This is a genomic window from Paenarthrobacter sp. JL.01a (assembly GCF_025452095.1).
In the GTDB taxonomy this organism is placed as follows: domain Bacteria; phylum Actinomycetota; class Actinomycetes; order Actinomycetales; family Micrococcaceae; genus Arthrobacter.
In genome coordinates this window covers 47,459-72,833 of the sequence record NZ_CP104877.1, presented here as the reverse complement: position 1 = coordinate 72,833, position 25,375 = coordinate 47,459, and the positions used below count along the sequence as shown (strand labels likewise).

The 25,375-nt window shown below is 64.1% G+C and carries 23 protein-coding genes; 11 read left to right on the top strand and 12 right to left on the bottom strand.

Features of this window, described 5'->3' with window-relative positions; all coding sequences use genetic code 11:
- The gene (locus tag N5P29_RS00365; protein WP_262276741.1) at positions 1-1,290 is read left to right on the top strand and encodes an MFS transporter; all 1,290 of its coding nucleotides are present in this window, start codon (positions 1-3) and stop codon (positions 1,288-1,290) included.
- A gap of 435 nt (positions 1,291-1,725) precedes the next feature.
- On the opposite strand, the gene N5P29_RS00360 is transcribed toward N5P29_RS00365, so the two are convergent.
- The gene (locus N5P29_RS00360; RefSeq protein ID WP_262276740.1) at positions 1,726-2,169 is read right to left on the bottom strand and encodes a YdeI/OmpD-associated family protein; all 444 of its coding nucleotides are present in this window, start codon (positions 2,167-2,169) and stop codon (positions 1,726-1,728) included.
- Positions 2,170-2,263: 94 nt separating this feature from the next.
- Here N5P29_RS00360 and N5P29_RS00355 point away from each other — a divergent pair, with 94 nt between their 5' ends.
- A complete protein-coding gene (locus tag N5P29_RS00355) occupies positions 2,264-2,500 on the top strand; it encodes a DUF2630 family protein (protein WP_262276739.1) in 237 nt (78 codons plus the stop codon).
- A 15-nt stretch (positions 2,501-2,515) separates the two neighbouring features.
- On the opposite strand, the gene N5P29_RS00350 is transcribed toward N5P29_RS00355, so the two are convergent.
- Together N5P29_RS00350 and N5P29_RS00345 are read right to left on the bottom strand one after the other, a co-directional pair.
- Positions 2,516-3,658, bottom strand: a complete 1,143-nt coding sequence (locus N5P29_RS00350) for a glycerate kinase (protein ID WP_262276738.1) — start codon at positions 3,656-3,658, stop codon at positions 2,516-2,518.
- A gap of 60 nt (positions 3,659-3,718) precedes the next feature.
- Positions 3,719-4,681, bottom strand: coding sequence for a D-2-hydroxyacid dehydrogenase family protein (locus N5P29_RS00345; protein WP_262276737.1), 963 nt, complete (start codon positions 4,679-4,681; stop codon positions 3,719-3,721).
- 152 nt (positions 4,682-4,833) lie between these two features.
- Here N5P29_RS00345 and N5P29_RS00340 point away from each other — a divergent pair, with 152 nt between their 5' ends.
- The gene (locus N5P29_RS00340) at positions 4,834-6,660 is read left to right on the top strand and encodes a glycoside hydrolase family 2 protein (RefSeq protein ID WP_262276736.1); all 1,827 of its coding nucleotides are present in this window, start codon (positions 4,834-4,836) and stop codon (positions 6,658-6,660) included.
- A 12-nt stretch (positions 6,661-6,672) separates the two neighbouring features.
- Here the strand turns inward: N5P29_RS00340 and N5P29_RS00335 are convergent, their stop codons facing one another.
- Both N5P29_RS00335 and N5P29_RS00330 read right to left on the bottom strand, forming a co-directional pair.
- Positions 6,673-7,470, bottom strand: coding sequence for a glycerophosphodiester phosphodiesterase family protein (locus N5P29_RS00335; RefSeq protein WP_262276735.1), 798 nt, complete (start codon positions 7,468-7,470; stop codon positions 6,673-6,675).
- Between the two features lie 13 nt (positions 7,471-7,483).
- Positions 7,484-7,753, bottom strand: coding sequence for a hypothetical protein (locus tag N5P29_RS00330; RefSeq protein ID WP_262276734.1), 270 nt, complete (start codon positions 7,751-7,753; stop codon positions 7,484-7,486).
- Between the two features lie 136 nt (positions 7,754-7,889).
- Here N5P29_RS00330 and N5P29_RS00325 point away from each other — a divergent pair, with 136 nt between their 5' ends.
- Entirely contained in the window at positions 7,890-8,741 is an 852-nt protein-coding gene (locus tag N5P29_RS00325; protein WP_262276733.1) for an SDR family oxidoreductase, read from the top strand.
- Entirely contained in the window at positions 8,738-9,634 is an 897-nt protein-coding gene (locus N5P29_RS00320) for a methyltransferase family protein (protein ID WP_262276732.1), read from the top strand. Before N5P29_RS00325 ends, N5P29_RS00320 begins: the two co-directional genes overlap by 4 nt.
- Here N5P29_RS00320 and N5P29_RS00315 read toward each other — a convergent pair.
- On the bottom strand, positions 9,631-10,440 hold the full coding sequence (locus N5P29_RS00315; RefSeq protein WP_262276731.1) for an HAD family hydrolase: 810 nt from the start codon (positions 10,438-10,440) through the stop codon (positions 9,631-9,633). The genes N5P29_RS00320 and N5P29_RS00315 overlap by 4 nt on opposite strands.
- Positions 10,441-10,521: 81 nt before the next feature.
- Between N5P29_RS00315 and N5P29_RS00310 the strand changes: the two genes are divergently transcribed.
- Positions 10,522-11,583: a glutathione S-transferase family protein gene (locus N5P29_RS00310; protein ID WP_262276730.1), complete on the top strand. Its 1,062-nt coding sequence runs from the start codon at positions 10,522-10,524 to the stop codon at positions 11,581-11,583.
- Here N5P29_RS00310 and N5P29_RS00305 read toward each other — a convergent pair.
- Positions 11,580-12,515 carry a carbohydrate kinase family protein gene (locus N5P29_RS00305; RefSeq protein ID WP_262276729.1) on the bottom strand — a complete coding sequence of 312 codons (936 nt, stop codon included), beginning with the start codon at positions 12,513-12,515 and terminating at the stop codon, positions 11,580-11,582. The two genes, N5P29_RS00310 and N5P29_RS00305, sit on opposite strands and share 4 nt — an antisense overlap.
- A 40-nt stretch (positions 12,516-12,555) precedes the next feature.
- On the bottom strand, positions 12,556-13,377 hold the full coding sequence (locus N5P29_RS00300) for an alpha/beta hydrolase fold domain-containing protein (RefSeq protein WP_144660094.1): 822 nt from the start codon (positions 13,375-13,377) through the stop codon (positions 12,556-12,558).
- A 110-nt stretch (positions 13,378-13,487) separates the two neighbouring features.
- Between N5P29_RS00300 and N5P29_RS00295 the strand changes: the two genes are divergently transcribed.
- The 4 genes from N5P29_RS00295 to N5P29_RS00280 all read left to right on the top strand — a co-directional run bounded on the left by N5P29_RS00295 (position 13,488) and on the right by N5P29_RS00280 (position 17,924).
- Positions 13,488-14,594, top strand: a complete 1,107-nt coding sequence (locus N5P29_RS00295; protein WP_262276728.1) for a GTP pyrophosphokinase — start codon at positions 13,488-13,490, stop codon at positions 14,592-14,594.
- A 24-nt stretch (positions 14,595-14,618) separates the two neighbouring features.
- Entirely contained in the window at positions 14,619-16,115 is a 1,497-nt protein-coding gene (locus N5P29_RS00290; RefSeq protein WP_262278631.1) for a SulP family inorganic anion transporter, read from the top strand.
- Positions 16,116-16,198: 83 nt separating this feature from the next.
- Positions 16,199-17,185 carry a bile acid:sodium symporter family protein gene (locus N5P29_RS00285; RefSeq protein ID WP_262276727.1) on the top strand — a complete coding sequence of 329 codons (987 nt, stop codon included), beginning with the start codon at positions 16,199-16,201 and terminating at the stop codon, positions 17,183-17,185.
- Between the two features lie 145 nt (positions 17,186-17,330).
- A complete protein-coding gene (locus N5P29_RS00280; RefSeq protein WP_262276726.1) occupies positions 17,331-17,924 on the top strand; it encodes a hypothetical protein in 594 nt (197 codons plus the stop codon).
- 171 nt (positions 17,925-18,095) lie between these two features.
- Here N5P29_RS00280 and N5P29_RS00275 read toward each other — a convergent pair whose 3' ends face one another.
- Positions 18,096-19,106: a LacI family DNA-binding transcriptional regulator gene (locus tag N5P29_RS00275; protein ID WP_262276725.1), complete on the bottom strand. Its 1,011-nt coding sequence runs from the start codon at positions 19,104-19,106 to the stop codon at positions 18,096-18,098.
- A gap of 126 nt (positions 19,107-19,232) precedes the next feature.
- On the opposite strand from N5P29_RS00275, the gene N5P29_RS00270 reads away from it, so the two are divergent.
- Positions 19,233-20,480, top strand: a complete 1,248-nt coding sequence (locus tag N5P29_RS00270) for a D-arabinono-1,4-lactone oxidase (RefSeq protein ID WP_262276724.1) — start codon at positions 19,233-19,235, stop codon at positions 20,478-20,480.
- A gap of 79 nt (positions 20,481-20,559) precedes the next feature.
- Here N5P29_RS00270 and N5P29_RS00265 read toward each other — a convergent pair whose 3' ends face one another.
- Genes N5P29_RS00265 through N5P29_RS00255 form a run of 3 tightly spaced genes read right to left on the bottom strand, consistent with a single transcriptional unit; the run spans position 20,560 to position 25,327 of the window.
- On the bottom strand, positions 20,560-22,317 hold the full coding sequence (locus tag N5P29_RS00265) for an acetyl/propionyl/methylcrotonyl-CoA carboxylase subunit alpha (RefSeq protein ID WP_262276723.1): 1,758 nt from the start codon (positions 22,315-22,317) through the stop codon (positions 20,560-20,562).
- Positions 22,318-22,324: 7 nt separating this feature from the next.
- Positions 22,325-23,971 carry a 5-oxoprolinase subunit B/C family protein gene (locus N5P29_RS00260; protein WP_262276722.1) on the bottom strand — a complete coding sequence of 549 codons (1,647 nt, stop codon included), beginning with the start codon at positions 23,969-23,971 and terminating at the stop codon, positions 22,325-22,327.
- Positions 23,972-23,977: 6 nt separating this feature from the next.
- On the bottom strand, positions 23,978-25,327 hold the full coding sequence (locus tag N5P29_RS00255) for an MFS transporter (RefSeq protein ID WP_262276721.1): 1,350 nt from the start codon (positions 25,325-25,327) through the stop codon (positions 23,978-23,980).
- Positions 25,328-25,375 lie beyond the last annotated feature (48 nt).

Below are 25,375 nucleotides of genomic sequence, written 5' to 3'. Positions count from 1 at the left end.
GTGACCAAAATTCCGGCAGACACCACTACCCCTCCCCGGCACGGCCTCCGCGCCGCCCTTTCTGATCCCAGCCTTAAGATCCTCGCTTCGGCCATTCTGGTCTCCACGGTGGGTCGAGGCATCTTCCTCACCCTGACAGTTTTGTACTTCAGCCGCTTCGTCGGACTCAGCGCCGTGGAAATCGCCGTCATCCTCTCTGTTTCCAGCGGGGTCGGCGTCGCGACGTCCTACATTGGCGGCCGCCTTGCGGACCACCTATCCGCGCGCCGACTGCTGGTGGCGATGGTCGCCGTCGAAGGTCTCGCTATCGCAAGCTATACGTTCGCAGGTAACTTCGGCACCGCCGTCGTGATTGCCTGCATTACGGTAGGCGTGGACCGCGCCGCGAACGCCACGCGCTCAGCGATCATCGCGCGGGCCTTCGAAGGCCCCAACCGGGTCAACGCACGCGCGGTCCTCCGCACCATCACCAACCTGGGCATCGCGACGGGTGGCATGATCGCCGGACTGGCGTTGCTGGCCGGGACGGCCGACGCGTTCCGCGTGATGATGATCAGCGCCGGCGTCGTCTATGTTCTCAGCGCACTGCACCTCCGCCGCCTTCCCAGCCGCGTCGACGCGCCGCGTCACGATCCCGGCAACCCTGCGCCGAAGCGGGGCATCTCCCCCTTCAAGGATCGCCGCTACGTTCTGTTGACGGTGCTGTCCGGTATTTTCGGCATGCAGTTCGGACTCGCCGAGATGGGTGTTCCGCTGTGGATTTCCCAGGACACCAGCGCGCCGGATGTGCTGATATCGGTGGTCCTGGTCATCAACACTGTGTGCGTCGTCCTGCTGCAGGTGCCACTCTCCCGCGGCACCGATCATCCTGCCCGTGCCGGGAAGATCGTGCTGACCGGCGGGGTGCTCATGGCCGCGGCTTGCGCGCTCTACGCACTGGCGGGCGGAGTGCCGGTGGTCGCCGCCATCATTGTCCTATGCGGTGCCGCACTCCTGCACTCGTTGGCGGAAATCCTTTCGCAAGCGGGGGCGTGGGGCCTCAGCTTCGAACTCGCCAATCCGCTCCAGGCCGGCGCTTACCAGGGAATGTTCGGCATGGGATCCGCCCTGGGGGCCATGCTCGCACCTCTCGTGGTGACCGCAACCGTCGTCGAGCGTGGCACGCTGGGTTGGGCGATCCTGGGGTCAGTTTTTGTTGCCTCGGCGGCGGGCGTCGCGCTGATAGCGCGGAAAGCCACGACGACGGCGGTACTCGCCGAATCGCGTGGAAGAAGGGGCCAAAGCGCGTGAGAGCTATCCGGGCAGACTGGGCATCCATAACGGCGGCGGGCAACACCACCACCAACACCCCTGGAACCCTGATCGGCGCCGTTATCGCGCCGTTCAGGATGAGCAGCAGTTCGAGTGACCCGGGAAGGGCGTGTGGCCGGCTCGAGGGGGGGTCTGCTTTCGGGCCGGCCACACTGTCCGCTCGGGCAAGCGGACGAGCGCACCCCTAGGCGGTTAATAGCACCCGCCCGGGTTTGTTGCGCCGTGACCGGCCGAGGAGGGGGTCTCAACACCTCGTAGGCCGTGGCTGCTGTTCTGCATCCGGAGTGCGCTCGGCAACCTGTCACTACTTAGTAGTGGGGTGAGCACCCGGAACGTGTCGTGGTCCACGTCATTTTCTTCGGGACGTTTCCCTGGCCGTGGCCATCGCAAGGGCGAACAGCCCCGCCTGAGACGCTACTTTTTCCCGGCCTTCAGGTCAGAAACAACCTTCGCGATACGTCTCGCGCGGGTTTCCTCGGTCTTGGCATCGCCGATCGGCTCCACGTAGCGTCGCTGGGCACTGTAGTTGAGGGTCCCGTAGAAGGCTTTCGCGTCCGGTTCAGCTTCCAGGGCCGCGGCAAGATCAGCCGGGACCTCCACGACGCGCGGCTGGGTATCAACCTCGAGACCCACCTGCACAGTGTCCCCCGCGGCAACGCCGGTGAGCTCGCGGTTCGCCGCACTTATGCCCACCATGTATTTTCCGCCCATCACCGCGATGCTGCTGCGATAGCTCCGGTGGTTGATGGTCACCACCACAGGCGGCTTTTTCCCGGCCCCGAGCGCATCCACCACGTCGGAGGGAACTTCGATGCCGGCCTTATTGCCATCGCCCACGATGGTGGTTGTAAATTGCATGACCCAAGTATGCCGTCATGCACCAGTAGACGCACCCGCTCAGCAAGACTAGGTTTCATATAACGCCCCGACACCAACCCCAAGGAGACAGATCATGGATGAGCAGGATCTTCTGGAACGAATCCAGTCATTGGTGGAGGAGGAGCATCACCTCCGCGACACTTCCGCGGACAGCAGCGACGACAACCGCGCGCGCCTGGCCCACCTTGAGGCGCAGCTGGACCAGTGCTGGGACTTGTTGCGCCAACGGCGTGCCAAGAAAAAGGTCGGAGAGAACCCCAACGACGCCGAGGCCCGCCCCATCAGCGAAGTAGAGGGCTACAGGCAATAGCCCGGCAGGAACTTACTAGGCGCCCTCAAGCACTTGGCTGGTAGCCCACGCCAGGTACTTGGCGGCGTTGGCTACGGCGTCAGCCACATCCGGGACGCCATTCTTGCGCTGCGCGACATCCAGCAACTGCGCCGCGGCCACGATCCCGTGCTTCGCCAGCTCTTCCGGGGTTACGGTGATGCGCCCGGCCACCGCGACCACGGGGATGCCGTGCACGCTCGCGGCGTCGGCCAATGCGATGGGAGCCTTCCCGGTGAGCGACTGCTCATCCATGGACCCCTCGCCGGTAATCACCAAGTCGGCCTCAGCAAGGTGCTTGGCCAAACCCGTGAGGCCGGCGACCAGCTCGAATCCGCCTTCCAGCGTGGCATCCGTGAAGGCAAGGAACGACGCCGGGAACCCGCCCGCCGCTCCCGCGCCTGGAACGTTGACATCGCGGCCGCTCGCTTCCCGGAGGAGCGATGCCCAGTTGCGGAGACCGGCGTCGAGCTTTTCAACGGCGTCCTCATCCGCGCCCTTCTGCGGACCGAAAACATGCGCGGCGCCGTCAGCGCCGTACAGCGGGTTTTGGACGTCGACGGCGATGCGGAACTTCACGGCCGAGAGCCGCGGATCCAGCCCGGAGACGTCCAAAGCCACGACGTCGGCCAAGGAACCTCCGCCGAGGGGCACCACATTCCCGGCCGCATCAAGGGGTTTGAGCCCCAAGGCGCGCAAGGCCCCGCTGCCGCCGTCGGACATTGCGGAGCCGCCTACGCCCAACACGATCTCGGTGGCACCGGCCTCAAGGGCCGCGGCGATGAGCTGGCCGCAACCGTAGCTGTGCGCGCGCAGGGCGTTCTCCGGGGTTGGCTCCATATGTGCCAGTCCGGAAGCCATGGCCGTTTCGATAACGGCCGTCGCTCCGCCGAAGGAGTCCTTCCGGATCGCCCACGACGCACCCACCGGCTTGAGGATGGGCCCGACCACGGCGTTGTTACGCTCCTCGTAACCGGCGGAAATGGCAGCATCCAGGGTGCCCTCGCCGCCGTCGGCCACCGGGAATTGCGTGGCCACGGCGTCGGGATAGACGCGGAGAGCGCCTTCGGCCATGGCTGACGCGGCTTCGGCGGCGGTCAGGGATCCCTTGAACTTGTCCGGGGCGATGAGGATACGCATGGGTCCATCTTGCCAGCTTTCCCTGGAAAGCGCTTGCCCACGCAACAATCCGCGCGAGTATTACCCGCCGAGGACGCGCACAGGCTCCCCGGCCAGCCAGGCCTTCACGTCCTCGAAAGCCTCGCCGTAGAACTTCCGGTAGCTTTCGTGCGTCACATATCCGACGTGCGGCGTGAGCACGGTCCGCGGAGCGTGCAGCAGCGCATGACCGGCGGGCAGGGGCTCTTCCTCGAAGACGTCCAGGGCCGCACCGCGGATCCAGCCTTCCTCGAGCGCGCGGATCAGGGCCGCTTCGTCAACCAAGGGACCCCTGGCTGTATTGACCAGCAGCCCGTCGGGGCCCAATAGCCGCAGTTCCTCCGAGCCTACGATTCCCTCGGTTCGTTCGGACAGCCGGAGATGCAGCGTCACGATGTCCGACTCGCTGAACAGTTCCTCCTTACTGACCAAACGGGCACCCGCGGCCTCAGCAGCGTCGGCCGTGAGGTTTTGGCTCCAGGCCAGCACGTCCATGCCGAACGCCGCGGCATACCCGGCGATGCGCTTGCCGATCTTGCCAAGGCCCACGATCCCGAGCGTCTTGCCTTCAAGTTCGAATCCGACGCCGGTCTGCCACTCCCCCGCGCGCAGCGAGTTCTCCTCCACAGGCAGATTCCGCGCGAAGGCCAGCAGCAAGGCCCAGGTCAGTTCCGGCGCCGCGGCCGGCGATCCTCCTGTCCCGCACACCACGATTCCCCGCTCCGAGGCCGCCTCGAGGTCGATCGCCGCATTGGCCATGCCGGTGGTCACCAGCAGCTTCAGGTCCGGCAACGAATCGAGGACGCTCTGTGGAAACCGGGTTCGCTCGCGCATCGCCGCGATGATGTCGAACGGCGCCAAGGCGGCCACAGCTTGCTCTTCCGAGACGAAAGGTGCACTGAAGACGGTGACCTTCACGCCGCCGTCGAGCAGTGACTCCCAGGGCGCATAGTCGCTGGAAACCTGCTGGTAATCGTCAAGAATGGCCAAACGGTACTCGGTCACGGGAATCTCCTCAGCTCGCATGCTGGACGCGTAGGTCCAGCCTCTCACGTCATGCATCTTTGACGGAGTGAATTCCGCCCAGCTATCGCATCGGGAAGAGAAAGATTCTAACGTTGTAAAGAACACACTGTTCCCGTGCCGTAGGAGACACCTTGACCGATTCATCGATCCCCAAGCCCGAACACCCCCGCCCGCAACTTGTCCGCGACACCTGGCTCAACCTGAACGGCACCTGGGATTTCGAGATCGACGCCGGGGACTCCGGTTTGGAGCGAGGACTCACCAACCGCGAACTGAACAGCCGGATACTGGTTCCGTTCGCCCCCGAATCGGCCCTTTCGGGCGTCGAGCACGTGGATTTCATGGAAGCCGTTTGGTACCGCCGGACGGTGACCATTCCACAGGACTGGGCAGGGCTGAAAGTCCTCCTGCATTTCGGAGCAGTGGACCACGATGCCACAGTGTGGGTCAACGGCGTCGAAGTCGCTCTGCACCGGGGCGGCTTCACGCCGTTCACCGCTGACCTCAGCGACGTCGCCGAACCCGGAACGGATGCAGTCGTTGTGGTGCGGGCCCGCGACTCCCGGCACGACATGCAGGCGCGGGGCAAGCAGGCCACTTGGTACAACAACACCCACTGCCAGTACACGCGCACCACTGGCATCTGGCAGACGGTGTGGATGGAGGCAGTCCCGGAGATCCACATCAAGCGCCTCCGGATAACCCCCAACTTTGCCGACTCCAGCCTGACGGTAGAGGTGCCGCTTTCCCGCAACCGCGGTGGTGACACGGTGACAGCGACCCTTCGGACCAGCACAGACACAGTGGCGCACGCCGAGGCTCGGGCAGACCTCGATCTGGCCCCGTCACTCCGTTTGGCAATACCGGCGGAGCAGCTCCGGCCGTGGTCTCCCGAGGACCCGTTCCTGTACGACCTGGACGTGGCCATCATAGACCCCAGCGGGGACACTGTGGATAAGGTCACCAGCTACGCCGCGATCCGCTCCGTGGCCCTGGACGGCAAAGTGGTCCGTATCAACGGCAAAGCCGTCTTCCAGCGGTTGGTCCTCGACCAGGGTTACTGGCCGGAATCGCTCATGACTTCCCCGGACGACTCCGCCCTGGTCAAGGACATCGAGCTGTCCATGGCTGCCGGCTTCAACGGCGCCCGGCTGCACCAGAAAGTCTTCGAGGAGCGCTTCCTGTTCCATGCAGACCGCCTCGGCTACCTTGTATGGGGCGAGTTCGGGGACTGGGGTGTCTCCGGCGGCGGCACTATCGGTCATAACCAGAAGCCCACCGCCAGCTTCGTCGCCCAATGGCTGGAAGTCCTCCAGCGCGACTACAACCACCCCAGCATCATCGGCTGGTGCCCGCTCAATGAAACACACCAGCACCTCCACGACAGGATCACCGTCCTGGACGACGTCACCCAGGCCATGTTCCTTGCCACCAAACTGGCCGACCCCACGCGGCCGGTCATCGATGCGTCCGGATACTCGCACAGGGTCAGGGACACCGACATCTACGACTCCCACTCCTATGAACAGGACCCTGACAAGTTCCGGCTGGAACAGGAAGGCCTCGCCGAAGGCAAACCGTTCCTCAACCGCGCACACGATGGCGTGGACTACTCCGTCCCCTACAACGGCCAGCCCTTCTTCGTCTCGGAATTCGGCGGGATCTGGTGGAACGAGGCCGAGGCGAGGCAGGCTGCGGAAGCCGCGGGCACCGACGTCGAAAGCTCCTGGGGCTACGGCCAGCGGGTGGCCAGTGAGGAAGAGTTCTACGAGCGGTTCGAAGGCCTATGCGCCGTGCTGCTGGATAACCCGGACATGTTCGGCTACTGCTACACGCAGCTGACGGACGTCTTCCAGGAGAAGAACGGCATCTTCAACTTCGACCGCAGCGACAAGTTGGACCTCGAAAGGATCCGGGCCGTCCAACAACGCCAGGCCGCCATCGAATCCCAGGAGTAGCCCCCCGCGGAGTCAGACCCACTCGCCTCGACGAACCAGCACTTCCTTGAGCAGATCCAGCCGGTCCGAGACGATACCGTCCACGCCCAGGTCAAGAAGCCGTTCCATCTCCGTCGGCTCGTTGATGGTCCACACGTGCACCTGCCTCCCAAGCCGATGTGCACGCCGGATGAACCCGGCAGTCACCACCGGCAAGCGGCCGTAGCGGACAGGTACTTGGAAAACGTCGACGCCGGCAAGCAGCTTGCGTGCCAACCGCACCGGCAGCACGGGGCCAAGGAGGACAAACAGCGCGGTCAATGAGCTGCCGGCCGAGGACGCTACGCGGCCCGAGAGCTTGGACAGGACAGCCCGACGACGCCTGTCCGAGAAGCTGGTGACCAGGACGCGGTCATGGATTCCATGTTTTTCGATGGCCGCGGCCAGCGGGCCCACGGAGTTCCAGTCCTTGACGTCGAGATTCAGCCGGGCTTCCGGAAAAGCCTCCACCAGCTCATCAAACGTGGGCACCGGTTCTACTCCGCCGATCCTGGCCCTGGCCACCTCGGCGGCAGTCAGCTCCGAAATCCTCCCCGCCGAGTCCGTGACGCGATCCAAGGATGAGTCATGGAAGACCAGCAAAACGCCGTCGGACGTGGTGTGTACGTCGGTTTCCAGATGTGCGGTTCCCAGTTCCACGGCGGCCCTGAACGCAGCCATGGAATTCTCCAGCCCCTCCCGGGAAAAGCCGCGATGAGCGAAGGCCAAGGGACCCACCGAACCGTCTTTGCGGAGGAAATAAGGCAGCGTCACTCCCGTAGCGTAGCCCATCGCAAAGGTGGGGTTAGCTCTCCTGCTGGACTGCCGCCGTCGTTTGCGGAACGATTTCCACGCCGTCGCTGACGTGGACCAACGTCCGGCCGCGGCCGCCGTCGAGCTCCACCCAGACGGCGGTGGCATCGCCGGTAACAGCGTCGACCACACCGGCCGATTCGTAGCCCGGCGTCAGCGTGACACTGACGCGGTCGCCCTGGCGCAGCGAGCGCCAATGGTGATTGGGTTCCACTCGGCGCAAAGGCGCCGTGTTGAAGTCGTTGATCCGACGCTTAGCCATGATTCCCCCTGCAAATTCAACCGAACAGATGAGCCGTGCGAACGGGCCTTGGCTGGAAGCCTACGGGCGCAAGTTGAACGCCGGTTGTATGGAGGCTGGGAACTCGGTGACACTCCGGGACTGACAAACTAGGGGCATGACTGTGTTGATTGCCGGCTGCGGCGACCTCGGAACCGAAGTTGGGCTGCGTTTCGCGGCTGCCGGGCACCACGTGGTGGGCTTGCGCCGCTCCCCCGAAAAGCTCCCGCCGGAGATCCACGGCATCCGGGCGGACCTCTCCGGGCATGTCCCGGAATTGCCTGGCGACGTGGACATCGTGGTGATTGCAGTCGCGGCGGATGCCTCGACGGAAGAGGCGTACCGTGCGGCCTACCTGAACGGCGTGAAGAACGTGCTGGATGCCCTGGAGCGGCAGTCGATCCGGCCGCGGCGCATCCTGTTCGTCTCCTCCACCGCCGTATATAGGGACTCTGGCGGGGCTGTTGTGGACGAGTCGACACCTGCAGAACCCACGCGGTTCAGCGGAAGGATCCTTCTGGAAGCCGAGGATTTGATGTTCGCCAGGACTGCCGGCACCCGCGCCATTTCCGTGCGCCTGGGCGGCATCTACGGCCCCGGCCGCACCCGCCTGATCGACCAAGTGCGCAGCGGCAAGGCCAGGATTCCTGCCCAGTCCAAACACACCAACCGCATCCACCGTGACGATGCCGCAGCCATGATCGTGCACCTGGCCACCATGGAGCAAGAGCCCGAGGCCGTGTACCTGGGCATCGATGACGATCCGGCCGAGTACGGCGACGTCCTGCGCTTCCTCGCGGCCGAGCTGCAGTTGCCGGAGCCTCCCCCAGGCCCGGCGTCCGACGGCGGTGCAGGCGACAAACGCTGTTCGAACCGGCGGCTAAGGTCCACCGGCTTCACGTTCACGTTCCCCAGCTACAAGGAGGGCTACCGGTCGATCCTGGCCGGGGAGGGTGTCCGCCACCCATGAAAGCCGCTCTTTGGGGGAGGGCCTATTTTGCCGCGCAGGCCTTGGCGGGTGCCGGCTGGTGGCTTGGGGTTTTTCTCTTGCCGCCTGTCCGGGAGGCCACTCTTGGGCAGCTGGATCCCGTGGCTGTGGCGATCTTCGATGTGCCTTTGTTTGTTGTGGCTTCGGCCCTGGCTGCCTTCGGTTTCCGGTCCGCAGCCGTGGTGGCTACTGCGTGGACCGCGCTGGTCACCCTGGCTCTGGCTGTCTTCGCCACCATCACCACGCAGGCGGGATGGGGAGTCCTGGCGATGGTGGCGGCTGCAGCCTGCTCGGTGGCCGCTCTATGCCTGGTCCTCCTGGGCCGGATACCTACCGAGTGGGTCCTGCGAGGTCCGTTCGCCTTCCGGCCGGCAGCCCAGCGGCCAACGTCAGGGCACGTGGCTGCAACGTTCCGTCAGCTGGTCGTTTTTTGGGGCCTGTTCCTGGGAGTGATCCCTCTGGCCATCCATGCGCTGGAAGATCGCTGGGGCCTCTCCTTCCCGCTGCCCACGCTTGTTCCCGGGCTCGTTTTGCTGCTGCTCGCCAGCGCCCTGGGCATCTGCTCGGCCACAGCCATGTCAACCAAGGGGAACGGGACGCCCTTGCCGTCGGCAATGCCCAACACCCTGGTCATTGCCGGACCCTACCGCTGGGTCCGGAATCCCATGGCCCTTGCCGGCATCCTGCAGGGCGCCGCCGTCGGCCTGATGCTGGGTTCGTGGCTGGTGGTGGCGTACGCAGTGGCAGGCTCACTCGTGTGGAATTACGTGGTCAGGCCGCTGGAGGAGGCCGACCTCAGGCTTCGATTCGGCGCCGAGTTCGAACGTTACTGCCAAAGGGTCCGCTGCTGGATACCCCGGCTCGGTGCCGACTAGACCCGCTGTTCGGTGAGTTTCGCTTCGAGAACCTGGGCCACGCCGTCGTCGTCGAAGTGCGGGGCCTGCTGCCCGGCGGCGAGGATCGCTTCCGGATGCCCGCTCGCCATGGCGTAACCGTGGCCGGCCCAGCGGAGCATCTCGATGTCATTGGGCATATCGCCGAACGCAACCACGTCCGCCGCGTCGATTCCCAGCGACTCGGCGTACTTGGCGAGCGTGACGGCCTTGTTGATGCCCGGGACCGACATCTCCAACATTGCGGTCTTCGGAGCTGAGTGCGTGGTGGACACCAAGTGCGCAACAGCCGGCTGCACCTCGGCAAGGAATTCGTCCGGCGTACCTTTGCGGGTAATGGCCAGGAACTTCACGACGGCGTCATCCGCAGTGAGCGTCTCGGCCAACGGTTTAGGGGTGAATTCGGCGAGCAATTCGCTGGTTTCGTTCTCGATGAAACCGGGCTCCAGCTGAAAACCGGTCAGGGTTTCGACAGCGAACAACGCGTCCGGCCTGATGGACTTGATGATCCGGCGGGCTTCAAAGACGGACTCCGCGTCCAGAACGCACGAGGACAGGGCCTTCTCTGTTTCCAGATCCCACACCACGGCCCCGTTGGAACAGATGACGATCCCGCTGTGTCCCAGTTGCTCCTGGAGGGGGTAGAGCCAGCGCGGCGGACGGCCCGTGACGAAGACGAGTTCCACCCCTGCATCGCGGCACGCCTGGAACGCCTTGATGGTCCGGTCACTGATTTTTCCGTCGTGACCGAGGATGGTGCCGTCAATATCGCTTGCTACGAGCCGCATCATGCCAGTCTACGTTGGTGGGAACGGGCGGGGGCTCGGCCAATCTCCCCTACGGCTGCAACAAGCGCATAGGCTGGGTTGATGAGTGAGAAGACCAGCACAGTCGAAGAACACAGCACCCGGGGTGCCTACGTCACAGGTGGCGAGTTCAACCGGGACACCAACTACATCGAAGACCGGATCACCCGCGACGGTGCCGCCGGGCCAAACGGAGAACCCGGCTGGCCTGTGGAGCCCGGACGGTACAGATTGATCGCAGCCCGCGCCTGCCCATGGGCCAACCGGACAGTGATCGTCCGGCGGCTCCTGGGATTGGAAGACGTCATCAGCCTGGGTCAGCCCGGACCCACCCACGACGCCCGCTCCTGGACCTTTGACCTCGATCCCGACGGCAAGGACCCTGTCCTGGGAATCGAGCGTCTCCAGGAAGCGTTCTTCCGCCGCTTCCCCGACTATCCGCGCGGCATTACCGTCCCGGCCATCGTCGATATCCCCAGCGGAGAAGTAGTCACCAACAACTTCCCGCAGATCACCCTCGACTTCTCCACGGAATGGACAGAGTTCCACCGCCCCGGAGCGCCGAACCTGTATCCGGAACATCTTCGCGAGGAGATCGACCAAGTCAACAAGCGCGTCTTTACCGAGGTCAACAACGGCGTCTACAGATGCGAATTCGCAGGATCACAGGAAGCCTACGACGCCGCCTACACCCGGCTGTGGAACGCGCTGGATTGGCTGGAGGAACGGCTTACAACGCAGCGCTACCTGGTGGGCGACTCCATCACCGAAGCCGACGTTCGGCTTTTCACCACCTTGGCCCGCTTCGACGCCGTCTATCACGGGCACTTCAAGTGCAACCGCAACAAACTCAGCGAAATGCCCGCATTATGGGGCTATGCCCGGGACCTGTTCCAGACGCCCGGCTTTGGAGACACCATCGACTTCGTGCAGATTAAACAGCACTACTACATCGTCCACGAGGACATCAATCCCACGCAGATCGTCCCCGCAGGCCCGGATCTTTCGGGCTGGCTGACGCCTCACGGACGCGAATCCCTGGGTGGGCGGCCCTTCGGCGACGGCACTCCGCCGGGACCGGTCAAGGCAGGCGAAGAAGTAGCCCCGGGCCACGGAGCAGGCTAGGCCAGTCCGTGGTTCAGCTCGGACCGCGTGGGCGGGTTGGCTCCGGCGCGCGACACGGTGATGGCGGCCGCGCGGGTGGCGTGATCCATGATCGCCGCGAGCGTTTCAGCCGGCATGGCGCGCAGTTCCTCACGGTTCTGTGCGCCATCCAGCCCGTGATCCACGATCGCGGACAACAGCCCGGCCATGAACGAATCCCCCGCGCCCACGGTGTCCACAACGTCCACTGAAGGAGCCGGGACCTGGGTCTCCCCTGCACGGGTGATGCCCCACGGGCCGAGCGAACCACGCGTGACCACCACCAACGCCGGACCGCCCTCGCCGCCCAGCGTCAACCAGCGACGGGCGGATTCCGTCGGATCAACGCCCGGGTACAGCCATTCAAGGTCCTCGTCGGACGCCTTAACGACGTCGGACAGCGCCACGAAGCGCTCGGCCTGCGTCCGCGCGTACTCAACGTCCGTGATGATGCTCGGGCGGCAGTTGGGGTCAAAGCTGATGGTGCTGCTCGGGTGGGCATGCTCGACGGCGGCAAGAACCTCCGCAGCGCCCGGCTCCAGGAAGGTGGCAATGGAGCCGGTGTGCAGCAAGGTGGCAGCCTGCAGCATGAGGGGCAGCCGGCCGGCGAGTCCGGGCAGTTCCCAGGTGAGGTCGAAAGCGTAAGTGGCAGCGCCGTCGTCGTCTATCCGTGCGGTTGCCACGCTGGTTGGCTTGTCGTCAGGCGGCAGCGGAACCATCACGGAACTGGACCGCAGGTGCGCAGCGACCGAGTCGCCGTAGGCGTCCTTGCCGAAGCGGCCGATGAACTGAACCGGGTGGTCCAGCCTGGCCAAACCGACGGCAACATTGAGCGGGCTGCCGCCAACGTGCGCTTCAATTCCAGAGGAGCGTTGAACTACGTCTACCAGGGCCTCGCCAATGACTGTCAGCATGGGACCACTCTGCCAGAGGACAACCGCCGCAGCACAACAATTACGAGAGCAGCCGCTGCACCAGTTCCCGGCACTTCTTGTACGCGACGGCTTTGGGGTCGATGAGGTCGAAGTGATCGCCCGGGACCCGCAGCAACTGGGCCGAACTTCCCGCTGCCGTAGCCGCTGCGACGAAGGCCTCGGACTGGCTCGCGGGAACGTCCTCATCTTCTGTGGCGTGCACGGCATATACGGGGACGTCGATCGGCAGCAGGCTCATGGGGTCTGCGTATTTATGCCGTTTGGGGAATCTAGCGGAATCGCCACCCATGAGGTTGCACACCGCGCCGTTGCTCAGATTCAGTTTCTCCGCGGCCGCAAGGTTGAGGAGCCCCGACTGGCTCACCACCCCTGTCAGGTGCACTGCGTTGTCCTCGGGCGACCGCACGAGTTGGCGGTCGGCGTCGGGCGTTCCGATGGCCGAAAGCCGCTGCCGGCCGGCCGCCCAGACGGCCAAGTGTCCGCCGGCCGAGTGGCCCAGCGCTACGACTTTATCGAGTTTGAGATCGTGGTTACCTGCGATTTCAGAGAGGTGGTCGATGCCGGCCAGGATGTCCTCGAACGTGTGCGGCCATCCGCCGCCGTTCCCGGCCCTCCGGTATTCAAGGTTCCAGGCGGTAATTCCGTGGGCTGCGAGGTCCCGCGCCAGGGGCTCGCCGAGCTCAGCGCCATACTGCGAGCGCCAGTAGCCGCCATGGATCACGACGGCGACTCCACCGGCCACAGCCGATGCGCCGCGATGGTTTCCGTTGTTCGGTTCAGGTATGAAGAGTTCGCCCCACTGACTGGGGTGTTCGCCGTAGCTGTACTTGTGCCGCAACATTGCGCCCTCCTTTGTACTGAGCCTATCGCGAGGGTTCCGGGGTTTGGCTAGAGGCGCCCCGACGGCGATTGGCCCGGTTCAGTGTCGCACCCGCACCGTAAGCTGGGGGCATGGCAAGCAATTGGGACAGCCTGGACCAGGCTCAGCGGGATGCAGTGGACGCGAATGTGGCCCTCTATGAGCGTGTCCGCCCTGCGTTGAAGCGGGTCACGCGCGATGTCCTGCTGACGCTGCGGGACATGTTGAACGATGCCGAGGTCACGCCGTTGTTTGTCACGGGCCGGACCAAGACCGTTGAGTCGTTCCGCGAAAAAATTTCCCGCACAGATGACCCCATTGAGCCGGGCGGCCCCCGCGTGCTCAAGTTCCCGGATCCCTTCCGCACCCTGAACGACATGGTGGGAATCCGCGTCATCACCAAGCTGCCGGCGGAAAACGCAGCGGTTGCCAACATCATCAAACGCCAGCGTCAACTGTTCGATTGCCGTGGCGACCGCGAGAAGGACATTGGTTCCATCGAGTCCGGGACCTACGGCTACTCCAGCCGGCACCTCATCCTGCGCACCATCCAGAATGAAACGGTCAAGGAGTACCAGCACGTCTTCAACCCGGACATGCCGGCCAACGGCAGCTACTTCTTCGAGTGCCAGATCCGCACCGTATTCGCCCACGCCTGGAGCGAGATCGAGCATGACATCCGCTTCAAGGCCGAGGATCCCCGCGCCTGGACGCCGCATTTCGACCGCCAATTCACGGCCACGGCAGCCATGTTGGAGACTGTGGAGAGCGCTTTTGCTGATCTCCACGAACGGTACGAACAAGTCCGCGGCTACTGGGACCTCGAAGGTGAAGGCGCCTCACCGTTGACCCCCAACCGGGTACGTGACGTCTGGCGTACGCTCCTTCCGCACGTTGACCGTAAAGTTGATGACGACTGGGGGTGGGCCGCCGAACTCCTTGCCGCCCACGGACTGACCAAGACCGTGGAACTGGCCGGGCTTCTCAGCGCCAACCGGATAACCGAAGTCCGCAAGGCCCTCGACCACCGCTACTCCCCCGGTCCCGACCGCCTCCTGGACGACCTCCTGCTGTGGCAGTACGGAACCGAACACATTGATCTCACCGCTGAGGCGCCCGACGTCGTTCCGCACCCGCGGCGCGACAGCCTCCAGCGGCGCCTTAAGCAGATTGAGCGTTACCGCCAGACTGCACTGTAAGGACCCATGACACCCGCGCCAACCATGACACCTGAGCAACTCATGTCGCTGCGGGCGACCTTCCGTTCGCCCCGCCGCCTGTTGACTGAATCCCTCGCAGGGTTGGTGGTGGCGCTGGCCTTGATTCCAGAGGCCATAGCGTTCTCCGTGATCGCGGGGGTGGATCCGCGGATCGGATTGTTCGCGTCCTTCACCATGGGCGTGGTGACCGCTCTTGTGGGCGGACGTCCAGCCATGATTTCGGCAGCAACGGGTGCCGTTGCACTGGTGGTCGCTCCGGTGATGAAGGAGCACGGGCTCGACTACCTGATTGCGACGATCATCCTCGCGGGCGTTTTCCAGATCATTCTCGCCGCCCTGGGGGTTACCCGGTTGATGCGCTTCATCCCGCGGTCGGTGATGATCGGTTTCGTGAACGCGCTGGCCATCTTGGTGTTCATGTCCCAGATGCCCGAACTCTTCAACGTTCCTTGGATGGTCTATCCAATTGTTGCCGTGGGCCTGGCGATCGTTTTTCTGCTGCCACGGGTGACCACGGCTGTTCCGGCCCCCTTGGTGGCCATCGTGCTCCTCACGCTGGTCACCGCGCTGGGTGGCGTCGATGTACCCACCGTCAGCGACAAGGGCGAGCTGCCGGACAGCCTGCCCGGCTTTTTCGTGCCGAACGTGCCCCTGAACTTGGAGACGTTCCAGATCATTGCTCCCTTTGCGTTGTCGATGGCACTGGTGGGACTGCTGGAGTCGCTCATGACCGCCAAGCTGGTGGATGACATCACCGACACTCGATCCAACAAGACCAGGGTCTCTTGGGGCCAGGGCGCCGCCAACATCGTCACTGGATTCCTTGGCGGCCTGGGTGGTTGCGCGGTGATTGGGCAGACCATGATCAATGTGAAGGGCTCCGGCGCCCGAAGCCGGCTTTCAACGTTCCTGGCCGGCGTGTTCCTGCTGATCCTGGTGGTGGTGCTGGGCGATGTTGTGGGAATGATCCCCATGGCCGCGCTGGTGGCAGTGATGATCTTCGTTTCGCTGATTACTTTTGACTGGCACTCCGTCCGTCCCTCAACCCTGAAGCGCCTGCCCAAATCCGAGACAGCCGTCATGGTCCTGACTGTTGCCGCTGTGGTCGCAACGCACAATCTTGCGGTGGGGGTCGGCGTCGGGGTTTTGGCCGCGAGCGTGCTGTTCGCCCGTCGAGTGGCCCACTTTGCCACGGTGGAAAGGACTGAACTGGAACTTAACGGCGAAACGGTGGCGACATACACCGTGGATGGTGAGCTCTTCTTTGCCTCCTCCAACGACCTGTACACCCAGTTCGACTACGCGAAAGATTCCTCAGAAGGCATAGATCGCGTGATCATCGATCTTCACGGCTCGCATATTTGGGACGCTTCCTCGGTTTCCGTGCTGGATTCAGTGACCGAAAAGTACAGGAACCACGGTCGCGAAGTGGAGTTCATCGGCTTGAATGAGGCCAGCGTCCGCATGCGGGAGCGGCTCGCGGGCAAGCTCAACCCCTGACGGGACGCCGGATGTCTGACATATACGTTCCGTGGGATGTAACGAAGTCGTTCCAGGCGCAGTGCTGGTGTGAGCATTGATGAATGCTTGAGGCAACCAATTCCCCGTCCGAAACCGCAGCCCCGGCAAATCCTGCCCTCGCCGCCGAAGCCAGGATTGCCCGGATCGCCGTCACGGTTTTCCCACTCCTGGTGGTTCTGGCCGGCGTCCTGGGGTTCCTCATCCCGGATCTGTTCAAGCCGATGGGCGTTGCGGTTCCTTACTTGCTGGGCATCATCATGTTCTGCATGGGTCTCACCCTGACCCCTCCGGATTTCGCCTCCGTGGCCCGGCGTCCCTGGGCCGTAGCTCTGGGAATCGTGGCGCACTATGTCATCATGCCCGGCGCCGGATGGTTGATCGCGGTATTGCTGCAATTGCCACCGGAGCTTGCCGTCGGCCTGATCCTGGTTGGTTGCGCGCCCTCCGGCACGGCCTCCAACGTGATGGCGTTCCTGGCCAAGGGCGATGTGGCCCTGTCCGTCGCCGTCGCTTCCGTCTCCACGCTGATAGCGCCGCTGGTGACGCCCGCACTGACGCTCTTCCTGGCGGGCTCGTTCCTGAATATCGACGCCGGGGCCATGGTCTTGGACATCGTCAAGACAGTGCTGCTGCCCGTCATCGCGGGCCTCCTTGCGAGGTTGTTCCTCTCGAAGCTCGTGGCGAAGGTGCTTCCGGTGCTTCCTTGGGCTTCAGCCGTCGTCATCTCCTTGATCGTGGCCATCGTTGTGGCCGGCAGCGCCAGCAAGATTGTTGCCGCAGGCGGCATCGTGTTCCTGGCTGTTGTGCTTCACAACGGCTTCGGCCTTGGACTGGGCTACCTGGCCGGCAAGCTGGGGCGTTTGGATGACAAGGCCCGCCGTGCCTTGGCGTTCGAGGTCGGGATGCAGAACTCAGGACTCGCGGCGACCCTGGCCACTGCGCACTTCGGCGCATTGGCTGCGTTGCCGTCCGCCGTGTTTTCACTGTGGCACAACATCTCCGGTGCGATCGTTGCAGCGTGGTTGGCGCGGAGGCCGCTGAAGGACTAGGTGCTGTTCAGGTCGCTTCAGCACAATTCCGAAGAAAGGCAACGACGAGGCGAGCTCCGCCCGCTTCGTTGTCATCCGTGTCAGGACCCGGGTCGAGCCGTGTGATAATAAGCGGGATTTGCACATCACACATATTGGGGGAAGCATGCCAGAGCGCTCAGAATCCGGTGCACCAGAGGCGGGCGAACGTGTCGGCCGCGCTCCAGCAGAACCCCAGTTCGGGCTGCGGGCACCCGGTGGATGGACTCCCCCGGCCAGCCAGTCCCAAGCCCCGGTACCGGTTCGTGCAGCAGGTGAGAACGTGGTCCGTGGCGCACTCTTCGCGCTGGCGGTTATTCCCCTTGGCGCGGCCTCTTGGCTGCTGCTGTGGAACACGGGTTGGATGGCATCCATTGTTGCCTTCATCGTCGCGACTGTGGCGGCCCGCCTGTATGTCTTGGGGACCGGTGCAATAATCAGCCGCCGCGGCGCGTGGGTGGTCGCAGCCATAACGCTGGTGACCGTCCTGCTTTCATTTTGGGGCGGCATGCTGCTGGACGCAGCAAAATTCATTGGCGGCCGTTCTCCGCTAACGATGCTGGCCGACGCCGAAACTTGGGACCTGCTCCTATACAACCTTTCCACCAACCGGGACCTGGTAAATGGGTACGCGGTCGATTTCCTGCTTGCCTTGCTGTTCAGCGCACTGGGTTGCTTCTTCACCCTTCGGCAACTGTTCGCCCACACCAGGGGCAGCTAGCCCGGAGCTTGCCGGGCCCCCATCGCTGAAGCACGACAAGTGGCCAATCATGGCTCGTGCGTCGACCAATGAACGTCCCATCCAGACGCTCGACCATCGTGCCTTTTCCCCGCCGTACTTCGGATAATTTTCGGTAGGCGTGGCACTTGGGTCAGGTCGTCGGACGACACGTCAGCCGCCCGCCGTCGTCGTTCCGCGTAACTGCAGTTTCCACGGCGAGGCGACCCGCACGCCCTCTGCAGGCGCGCTTCCCTCGAGCCGGTCCAGCAGCATCCTCACCACTTGCTCGAAAATCGGCTCCGGCCCCACTGTTGTCAGAGCGGGATCGTATTCCTGCCCCTCGGTGGAATTCCCCACGCCGACGATCTGGACATCCTCGGGCACGCGCAGCCCCAAGCGGAAGGCTGCTCTGATGGCCTGCAGTGCCTCCATGTCGTCGGTGCAGAGGATGGCGGTGGGGCGGTCCGGCAGTTGCAGCAACTCAAGCGCCGCCTGGTACGCCAGGGCAGGGCGGTGCTGCGATGTCCGGACAAGGGACTCATCCAGGGAGATACCCGCCGCCTCCAGCCCTTGCACGTAGGAAGCGAACCGGCTCGCAGGTCGTCCCGCCGGATCGGCCCTGCGGATGCACGCAATCCGTCGGTGCGAAGCGGTCAGGAAGGCCATCCCCTCAGCCAGTCCAACCTCCGGTTCGGGAGCCAGAACGTCGAAACCATGGGGTTTCATGGTCCCCGAGATGACCACCTGGGCAACACCGCGGCGGGCCAGTTCGGTGACGGTTTCGTCCTCCGATTTCGCTTCGGGAAAGTAGCCAATAATGACGCCGTCGGCCCCACCTGACATCATGAACTTACGCCAGTCTTCGCCCAAGAGGATCACCGGCTGATAGCCATGCTCGGGAAGGATGTTCGCCGCCGTAGTAGCCAACGCCCGGTCCCAGGGCCATTCCAGATTTCCGATAGCGACGGCGACGACGTCGGTTTTGCCCCGTCGCATCCCACGTGCGGCCTGGTTGGGCACATAGCCCAGCTCCTTCACGGCAGACAACACCCGGTCCTGGGTCGGCTGACTGATCCGCGTGGTCCCACCGTGACGACCGGACAGCACGTACGAGACAGTGGTCAAGGAAACGCCCGCAGCGTTTGCGACATCCCGGATAGTGGGTTTGGGTCCTTTGCTCACGGGAGGCTCCTGACAGACGGCGGTCCTTGAACTCTACATTCCCGGACCGGACTGCCCTTGACGCAATTAGTTAAGAACATGAACAATTAAAGCTGTCGGCATGGATCAAAAGGGAAGAATCATTCAATGAAGAACTGGGCAGGTAACCTCGAGTATTCGTCCGCGGAAGTGCAGCGGCCCACCTCCGTGGAAGAGCTGCGGGAGCTCGTGGCCAAGGCGACTCAGATCAAAGCCCTCGGCTCCCGGCATTCCTTCAACACCGTTGCCGACACCCCGGGCACGCACCTTCTCTTGGATGCACTCCCCCAGGAAGTTGTCCTCAACAGGGATAAAGGCACCGTCAAGGTCAACGGCAGCATCAGCTACGGGGCCCTGGGCCGGGCGTTGGAGGAGCAGGGTTACGCCATCCACAACCTTGCGTCCCTTCCGCACATCTCCGTGGCGGGTGCCATCCAAACAGGCACCCACGGCAGTGGCGTCAACAACCCGTCCCTGGCGGCCGCCGTCGTGGGTATTGACCTGGTGCGCGCCTCAGGCGACCTGGTCACCCTCACGGCCGACGACGACGAATTCCTCGCCAGCGTGGTTGGCGTGGGAGCCCTGGGCATCGTCACTGGGCTGGAGCTCGCGGTCCGTCCGAGCTACGAGGTCCGGCAGCGCGTGCTCACCAATCTCTCGTGGGACGGCGCTCTGGCGAACTTCCAGGCTATCGCGTCCAGTGCCTACAGCGTCAGTTTCTTCACGAACTATACGGGCGACACCATCCCCCAGGTCTGGCTCAAAGCACTTGATACGGAGGCCGCCTTGCCTGACCTTTTTGGTGCCACCCCGGCCACAGTGGCCATGCATCCTTTGCCGGACATGTCGGCCGAGAACTGCACCGAGCAATTGGACGTCGCCGGCAAATGGTTGGATCGCCTGCCGCACTTCCGTCACGAATTCACTCCCAGTAACGGGGAAGAACTCCAAAGCGAATTCCTGCTGCCACTGGACCAGGCGTCGGCAGCTTTGTCCGCCGTTCGTGGCCTCGCCGACAAGCTGGCACCGTTGCTGTTTATCTCGGAGATCCGCACGATTGCCGCCGATGAGTTCTGGTTGAGCCCGTTCTACAAGCAGCAAAGCGTGGCCCTGCACTTCACCTGGAAGCCGATGCAGCCGGAGGTAGAAGCCGTCCTTCCCGAGCTGGAGGAAGCATTGCGGCCGTTTGGTTCACGCCCGCACTGGGGCAAGCTGTTCACGCCGGACCAGTACGACTTTTCCACGCTATACCCACGGTTCGAGGACTTCCGGGGCCTGGCTCAGGCCAACGACCCCACGGGCAAGTTCCGCAACGGGCTGCTGGACAGCGTGCTCGGTGTAACTGTGTCGTCGTAGCTCGTCGCGTAACCGCTGTTGCGTCGCGTGCCCGCTATTGCGTTGTTGGCCAACGACGCAACAGCGGGCCGGCAACGGGTTACTCGATGTGGGCCAGCACTGCGCCGGCCGCCACGACTCCCCCGGGCGCGGAAAGTACTTCCGAGAGCGTGCCTGTGCGGTGTGCCGGGACCTGGATTTCCATCTTCATGGCCTCCAGGACAACCAAGGGGTCCCCGGCAGCCACGGTGGCGCCGGGTTCCACGAGCCACTTCACCACGGTGCCGGACATGCTGGAGACAAGGGCTGATTCGGCAGGCGCATCACCGGCGACAGAACCAGGCTGCCCTGTGACATCCGCCGCAGCCGGCAGACCTTGCCCCGAGCGGGCCCAGCCGTCCAGCAGATCCGCAGGAAGACCCACAGCAAGCCGCTTGCCGTCGACATCCACGGTGATGGTGCGTCGTTCGCCAAGGGGGGCCGCAGCGCTGTAGTTGGGGTCGACGGGGATCTGGTCCGCGAAGTCGGTCTCGATCCACCGGGTGTGCACGCGTAGCCCGACCACGGAGGTGAAATCGTCAGCCTCGAGAACTGCGCGGTGGAACGGCAAAACCGTGGCCAGGCCAGAGATGTTGAATTCCTTCAAGGCACGGCGTGCCCGGCGAAGGGCCTGCTGCCGGTCAGCCCCTGAGACGATCAGTTTGGCCAACAAGGAATCGAATTGCGGCGGAACTGTCGAACCCGAGCGCACTCCGCTGTCCACGCGGATCCCGGGCCCCGTGGGCACCTCGAAGCCGGAAACCGTGCCCGGCGAGGGCAGGAACCCACGGCCGACATCCTCAGCATTGATCCGGAACTCAAAGGAGTGCCCCTGCGCAACGGGATCCTTGGTGATGCTCAGTGGCAACCCGGCAGCAACGCGGAACTGTTCCTGCACAAGGTCGATCCCCGCGGTCTCCTCAGTGATCGGGTGCTCCACCTGAAGGCGCGTGTTGACCTCGAGGAAAGCCACGGCTCCGTCAGCGGACACAAGGAACTCCACAGTCCCTGCGCCGTAATAGCCGGCCTCACGAATGATTGCCTTGGCTCCGTCGTAGATCCGCTGGCGCTGCTCGTCGCTGAGGAAGGGTGCCGGAGCTTCCTCAACGAGCTTCTGGTGCCGGCGCTGAAGCGAGCAGTCGCGGGTTCCCACCACAATGACGTTGCTGTGCTTGTCAGCGACGATCTGGGCCTCAACATGCCGCGGGCGGTCGAGATACTGCTCCACGAAGCACTCGCCTCGACCGAAGGCAACTACGGCTTCACGGACTGCGGAGTCAAAGGCTTCTTCGACTTCTGCCAGTTCACGGACCACTTTCAGTCCGCGGCCGCCTCCGCCGAAGGCTGCCTTGATGGCGATCGGGAGTCCGTGCTCCTCGGCGAAAGCGCGTGCTTCTGCGGCAGAGGACACTGGCCCGTCGCTGCCGGCAACCAGGGGCGCCCCGGCACGCACCGCGATTTCCCGGGCGGTGATCTTGTTGCCCAACTGGCGGATCGACTCCGGCGAGGGACCGATCCACTCAAGTCCGGCGTCGAGCACTGCCTGGGCGAAGTCTGCATTCTCGGAGAGAAAACCGTAACCGGGGTGGACGGCGTCCGCACCGGAACGGGCAGCAACGGAGAGCAGCTTTTCGATATTCAGGTAGGTGTCAGCGGGGCTGTTTCCGCCCAGGCTGTACGCTTCAGCTGCTGCGCCGACGTGCATGGCATCGGCATCAATATCGGCGTAGACGGCGACGGAGGCGATACCGGCGTCGTCACAGGCTCGGGCGACGCGGACAGCGATTTCGCCGCGGTTCGCGATCAGGACCTTGCGCATCAAATACTCACTTCTCTGGGTTCTTGCTGAAGTCTGGGGTGTCGGAGACGAGCCGGAAACGGATCCGGCCGCCGATGGGCACTTGCGCCGCCAGGTCCAGGTGTTCGTCACGAACCACGCCGATCACTGGATAACCACCTGTGATGGGATGGTCGGCCAGGAAGAGCACGGGCAGTCCCGCGGGCGGGATCTGGAGGGCGCCGGCCATGGTTCCTTCGCTGGGCAACTCGCCCTCGCGGGTGCGCTTGAGCGGAGTGCCGTCCAAGCGCATCCCCACGCGGTTCGACTGCGGGGTGACCAGCCAGTCCTGGCCCGTCAGGGACTCGAGGGCAGTTTGGTCGAACCAGTCGGCGCGCGGGCCCGGAACGACGTCGAGAACGGTAACGCCGTCACCGGGAAAGTCCGGTTGCAGCTCAGGGCTGCCGACGGCGGTTGACTCGGTTGAGTGCCCTGCCGGGAGTTCCTGGCCGACAACCAACGGCGCAGGACCGATGCCGGACATCGTATCCGCCGATCGGCTTCCAAGAACCTCGGGCACATCCACTCCGCCGCGTATTGCCAGATAGTTCCGGAACCCCGCTTCGGGAGCGCCCACAGTAAGGACTTCGCCGTCGAGCAGTGCGAAAGGTGCGGCCACCGGGACGGTCCGTAGGGGACCCGGCTGGACGTCGCCGTCGTCGTCGGATTCAACCCACGACGGCGACTGAACGGTCAGCGTTGTCGGCGCACCGGTCACGGCAAGTACTTGGTCTCCGACAGCTTCCACCGTGAGCCCGCCGTTGACGGACTCAATGGCCGCAGCTGAGGGGGCGTTGCCCACCAAGCGGTTGGCCCTGCGCAGCGAAGCCCTGTCCAAGGCGCCCGCAGCGGAAACACCGAGGGGGCCGTAGCCACGACGGCCCAGGTCCTGGATAAGGCTCTGAGCACCGGGGTTGAGAATCCGAAGACCAGGACCGGTGTGGTGGTCCGAATCGGCTTCGGACTCAGGGGCCGCCGCCGTCACGACCTCACGGACCGCCCGGTACTGCACGCGGTCTCCAGGCCGAACAAGCGCCGGCTGGGGACGGTCCAGGTCCCACATGTGGGCCCCTGTCCTGCCTATCAACTGCCATCCACCGGGCGAGCGTCGGGGGTAGACGGCGGAGTATTGACCGCCGAGGGCCACGGAGCCCGCGGGCACTGCCGTGCGCGGTGACGAGCGGCGGGGCACGGTGAGGGCTTCGTTTTCCCCCACCATGTAGCCGAAGCCGGGCGCGAAGCCAGCGAAGGCCACCGTCCAGATCTGTCCCGTGTGCGCCGCAACCACACCATCGATGCTCAGTCCGGTCAGTTCCGCGACGTCGGCGAGGTCCTCGCCGTCGTACACAGTGTCGATGACCACCAATCCGGAATCAGTGACTTCCGGAACGGTGAGTTCCAGTTCCAGGAGCCGTGCACCGATGGCGCGGGTTGCGGACGCCGACTCGCCGACCACCATGACCGTTTCCGCCGCGGCCAGGACGTCCACCTGCCCCGGCAACGGGGATTTGTACAGCATGTCCTGCAAAGCAAGCACGTCCTGCAGGCCATCCAGCTCGGCCAAGACAGCCCGTGTACCAACTGGCCTGACGGAGCGGACCTTTTTTGCAGTGGTGGTGTGCATTGCGGTTTCCATCTTTGACTAAGCCGCTGGCTGGGTGTTGGCGGTCTGCAGCAAACGCTCTTCTTCTTCCGGCTGGGGATCGCGACCCAAGAGCATGCCGACAATGGTGACGATGGCTGCAGCCAGGAGGTAGAGGGCAATCAGGTACCAGCCGTGGTTGGCTGCACCATAGAGCGCGGTGAAGATGATGGGTGCCACTGCTCCACCGATCACGCCTGCCAAGGTGTAAGCCAGCGAACTGCCGGCGTAACGGAGCCTGGCCGGGAACTGCTCGGTGATGAAGGCTGCCTGGGGCCCATACATGAAGGCATGCAGTGCCAGGCCAATCACGGTGCCGATGGTGAGCATCAGGACTGACTTGCCCTGGATCATCAGGAAGAACAGCGGGATGTAGGCAGCTGTGGCTGCTGCGGCGATGCCGTAAACCCAGCGGCGGTTGAACCGGTCGGTCAAGGCGCCGGCAGCTGGAATCAACACCAGTTGGAACGCTGAACCGATCAGGATCGCGGACAGGACGTTTCCGGTGGTCATGCCCAGTTCCTTGGTGGCATATACGGCCACGAACACCGTGAACAGCGCGTAGAGGATGTCGGGGCAAACACGGGAGAGGGCTGCAGCCACCAGAGCCTTGGGCTGCTGGGTGAAGACTTCCTTGATGGGCGCCTTGGGACGATCGCCCTGGGCCTGAATGGCCTTGAAGACGGGCGTTTCCTCAAGCTTGAGGCGGATGACCAGGCCGAAGACCACAAGAAGTGCCGAGGCAAGGAATGCCACCCGCCAACCCCAGGAGAGGAAGGCTTCGTTGCTGAGCGATGCGGCCAAAACGGCAAGCACACCGTTGGCCATGAGGTTACCTGCGGGTGGGCCGATTTGGGCGGCAGATGACCAGAATCCGCGCTTGTTGGGATCGCCGAATTCGCTGGACAGCAGAACCGCGCCGCCCCATTCACCACCAACACCGATTCCTTGGGCGAGCCGCAAAAGCACCAGGATGGTGGGTGCCGCGACGCCAATCACTGAGTAATCCGGCAGCGCACCAATAAGGACTGTGGCCACACCAATCAGCACCAAGGTGAAGACGAGGACGTATTTGCGGCCGATCTTGTCGCCGAGGCGGCCAAAGATGATGCCACCAATCGGCCGGGCCAGGTAGCCCACGGCAAACGCCGAGAAGGACAGCAGCAGCGCCACGAATTCGTCGTTGCCGGGGAAGAAGATCTTGGGGAATACCAGTGCCGAGGCCACCGAGTAGATCGCAAAGTCGTAGTACTCCAGCGACGTGCCGGTGAGGCTGGCGATGTAGGCCTTAAGTGCGCCGGGCGGTGGCTTCCTCGTCACTGCCTTCGCTGTGTTGTTGGTGCTGGTCATGATGCCCTCCGGGGGGATGAGGTGTGGTGCGGAGTCCAAGTGGGAGTG

Excerpts from the sequence above, each read along its gene's own strand:
- N5P29_RS00360 (WP_262276740.1), bottom strand. The coding sequence starts at position 2,169 with ATGCAATTTACAACCACCATCGTGGGCGATGGCAATAAGGCCGGCATC.
- N5P29_RS00355 (WP_262276739.1), top strand. The coding sequence starts at position 2,264 with ATGGATGAGCAGGATCTTCTGGAACGAATCCAGTCATTGGTGGAGGAG.
- N5P29_RS00350 (WP_262276738.1), bottom strand. The coding sequence starts at position 3,658 with ATGCGTATCCTCATCGCCCCGGACAAGTTCAAGGGATCCCTGACCGCC.
- N5P29_RS00335 (WP_262276735.1), bottom strand. The coding sequence starts at position 7,470 with ATGGGCTACGCTACGGGAGTGACGCTGCCTTATTTCCTCCGCAAAGAC.
- N5P29_RS00330 (WP_262276734.1), bottom strand. The coding sequence starts at position 7,753 with ATGGCTAAGCGTCGGATCAACGACTTCAACACGGCGCCTTTGCGCCGA.
- N5P29_RS00325 (WP_262276733.1), top strand. The coding sequence starts at position 7,890 with ATGACTGTGTTGATTGCCGGCTGCGGCGACCTCGGAACCGAAGTTGGG.
- N5P29_RS00320 (WP_262276732.1), top strand. The coding sequence starts at position 8,738 with ATGAAAGCCGCTCTTTGGGGGAGGGCCTATTTTGCCGCGCAGGCCTTG.
- N5P29_RS00315 (WP_262276731.1), bottom strand. The coding sequence starts at position 10,440 with ATGCGGCTCGTAGCAAGCGATATTGACGGCACCATCCTCGGTCACGAC.
- N5P29_RS00310 (WP_262276730.1), top strand. The coding sequence starts at position 10,522 with ATGAGTGAGAAGACCAGCACAGTCGAAGAACACAGCACCCGGGGTGCC.
- N5P29_RS00305 (WP_262276729.1), bottom strand. The coding sequence starts at position 12,515 with ATGCTGACAGTCATTGGCGAGGCCCTGGTAGACGTAGTTCAACGCTCC.
- N5P29_RS00300 (WP_144660094.1), bottom strand. The coding sequence starts at position 13,377 with ATGTTGCGGCACAAGTACAGCTACGGCGAACACCCCAGTCAGTGGGGC.
- N5P29_RS00295 (WP_262276728.1), top strand. The coding sequence starts at position 13,488 with ATGGCAAGCAATTGGGACAGCCTGGACCAGGCTCAGCGGGATGCAGTG.
- N5P29_RS00290 (WP_262278631.1), top strand. The coding sequence starts at position 14,619 with ATGACACCTGAGCAACTCATGTCGCTGCGGGCGACCTTCCGTTCGCCC.
- N5P29_RS00285 (WP_262276727.1), top strand. The coding sequence starts at position 16,199 with ATGCTTGAGGCAACCAATTCCCCGTCCGAAACCGCAGCCCCGGCAAAT.
- N5P29_RS00280 (WP_262276726.1), top strand. The coding sequence starts at position 17,331 with ATGCCAGAGCGCTCAGAATCCGGTGCACCAGAGGCGGGCGAACGTGTC.
- N5P29_RS00270 (WP_262276724.1), top strand. The coding sequence starts at position 19,233 with ATGAAGAACTGGGCAGGTAACCTCGAGTATTCGTCCGCGGAAGTGCAG.
- N5P29_RS00265 (WP_262276723.1), bottom strand. The coding sequence starts at position 22,317 with ATGCGCAAGGTCCTGATCGCGAACCGCGGCGAAATCGCTGTCCGCGTC.
- N5P29_RS00260 (WP_262276722.1), bottom strand. The coding sequence starts at position 23,971 with ATGGAAACCGCAATGCACACCACCACTGCAAAAAAGGTCCGCTCCGTC.
- N5P29_RS00255 (WP_262276721.1), bottom strand. The coding sequence starts at position 25,327 with ATGACCAGCACCAACAACACAGCGAAGGCAGTGACGAGGAAGCCACCG.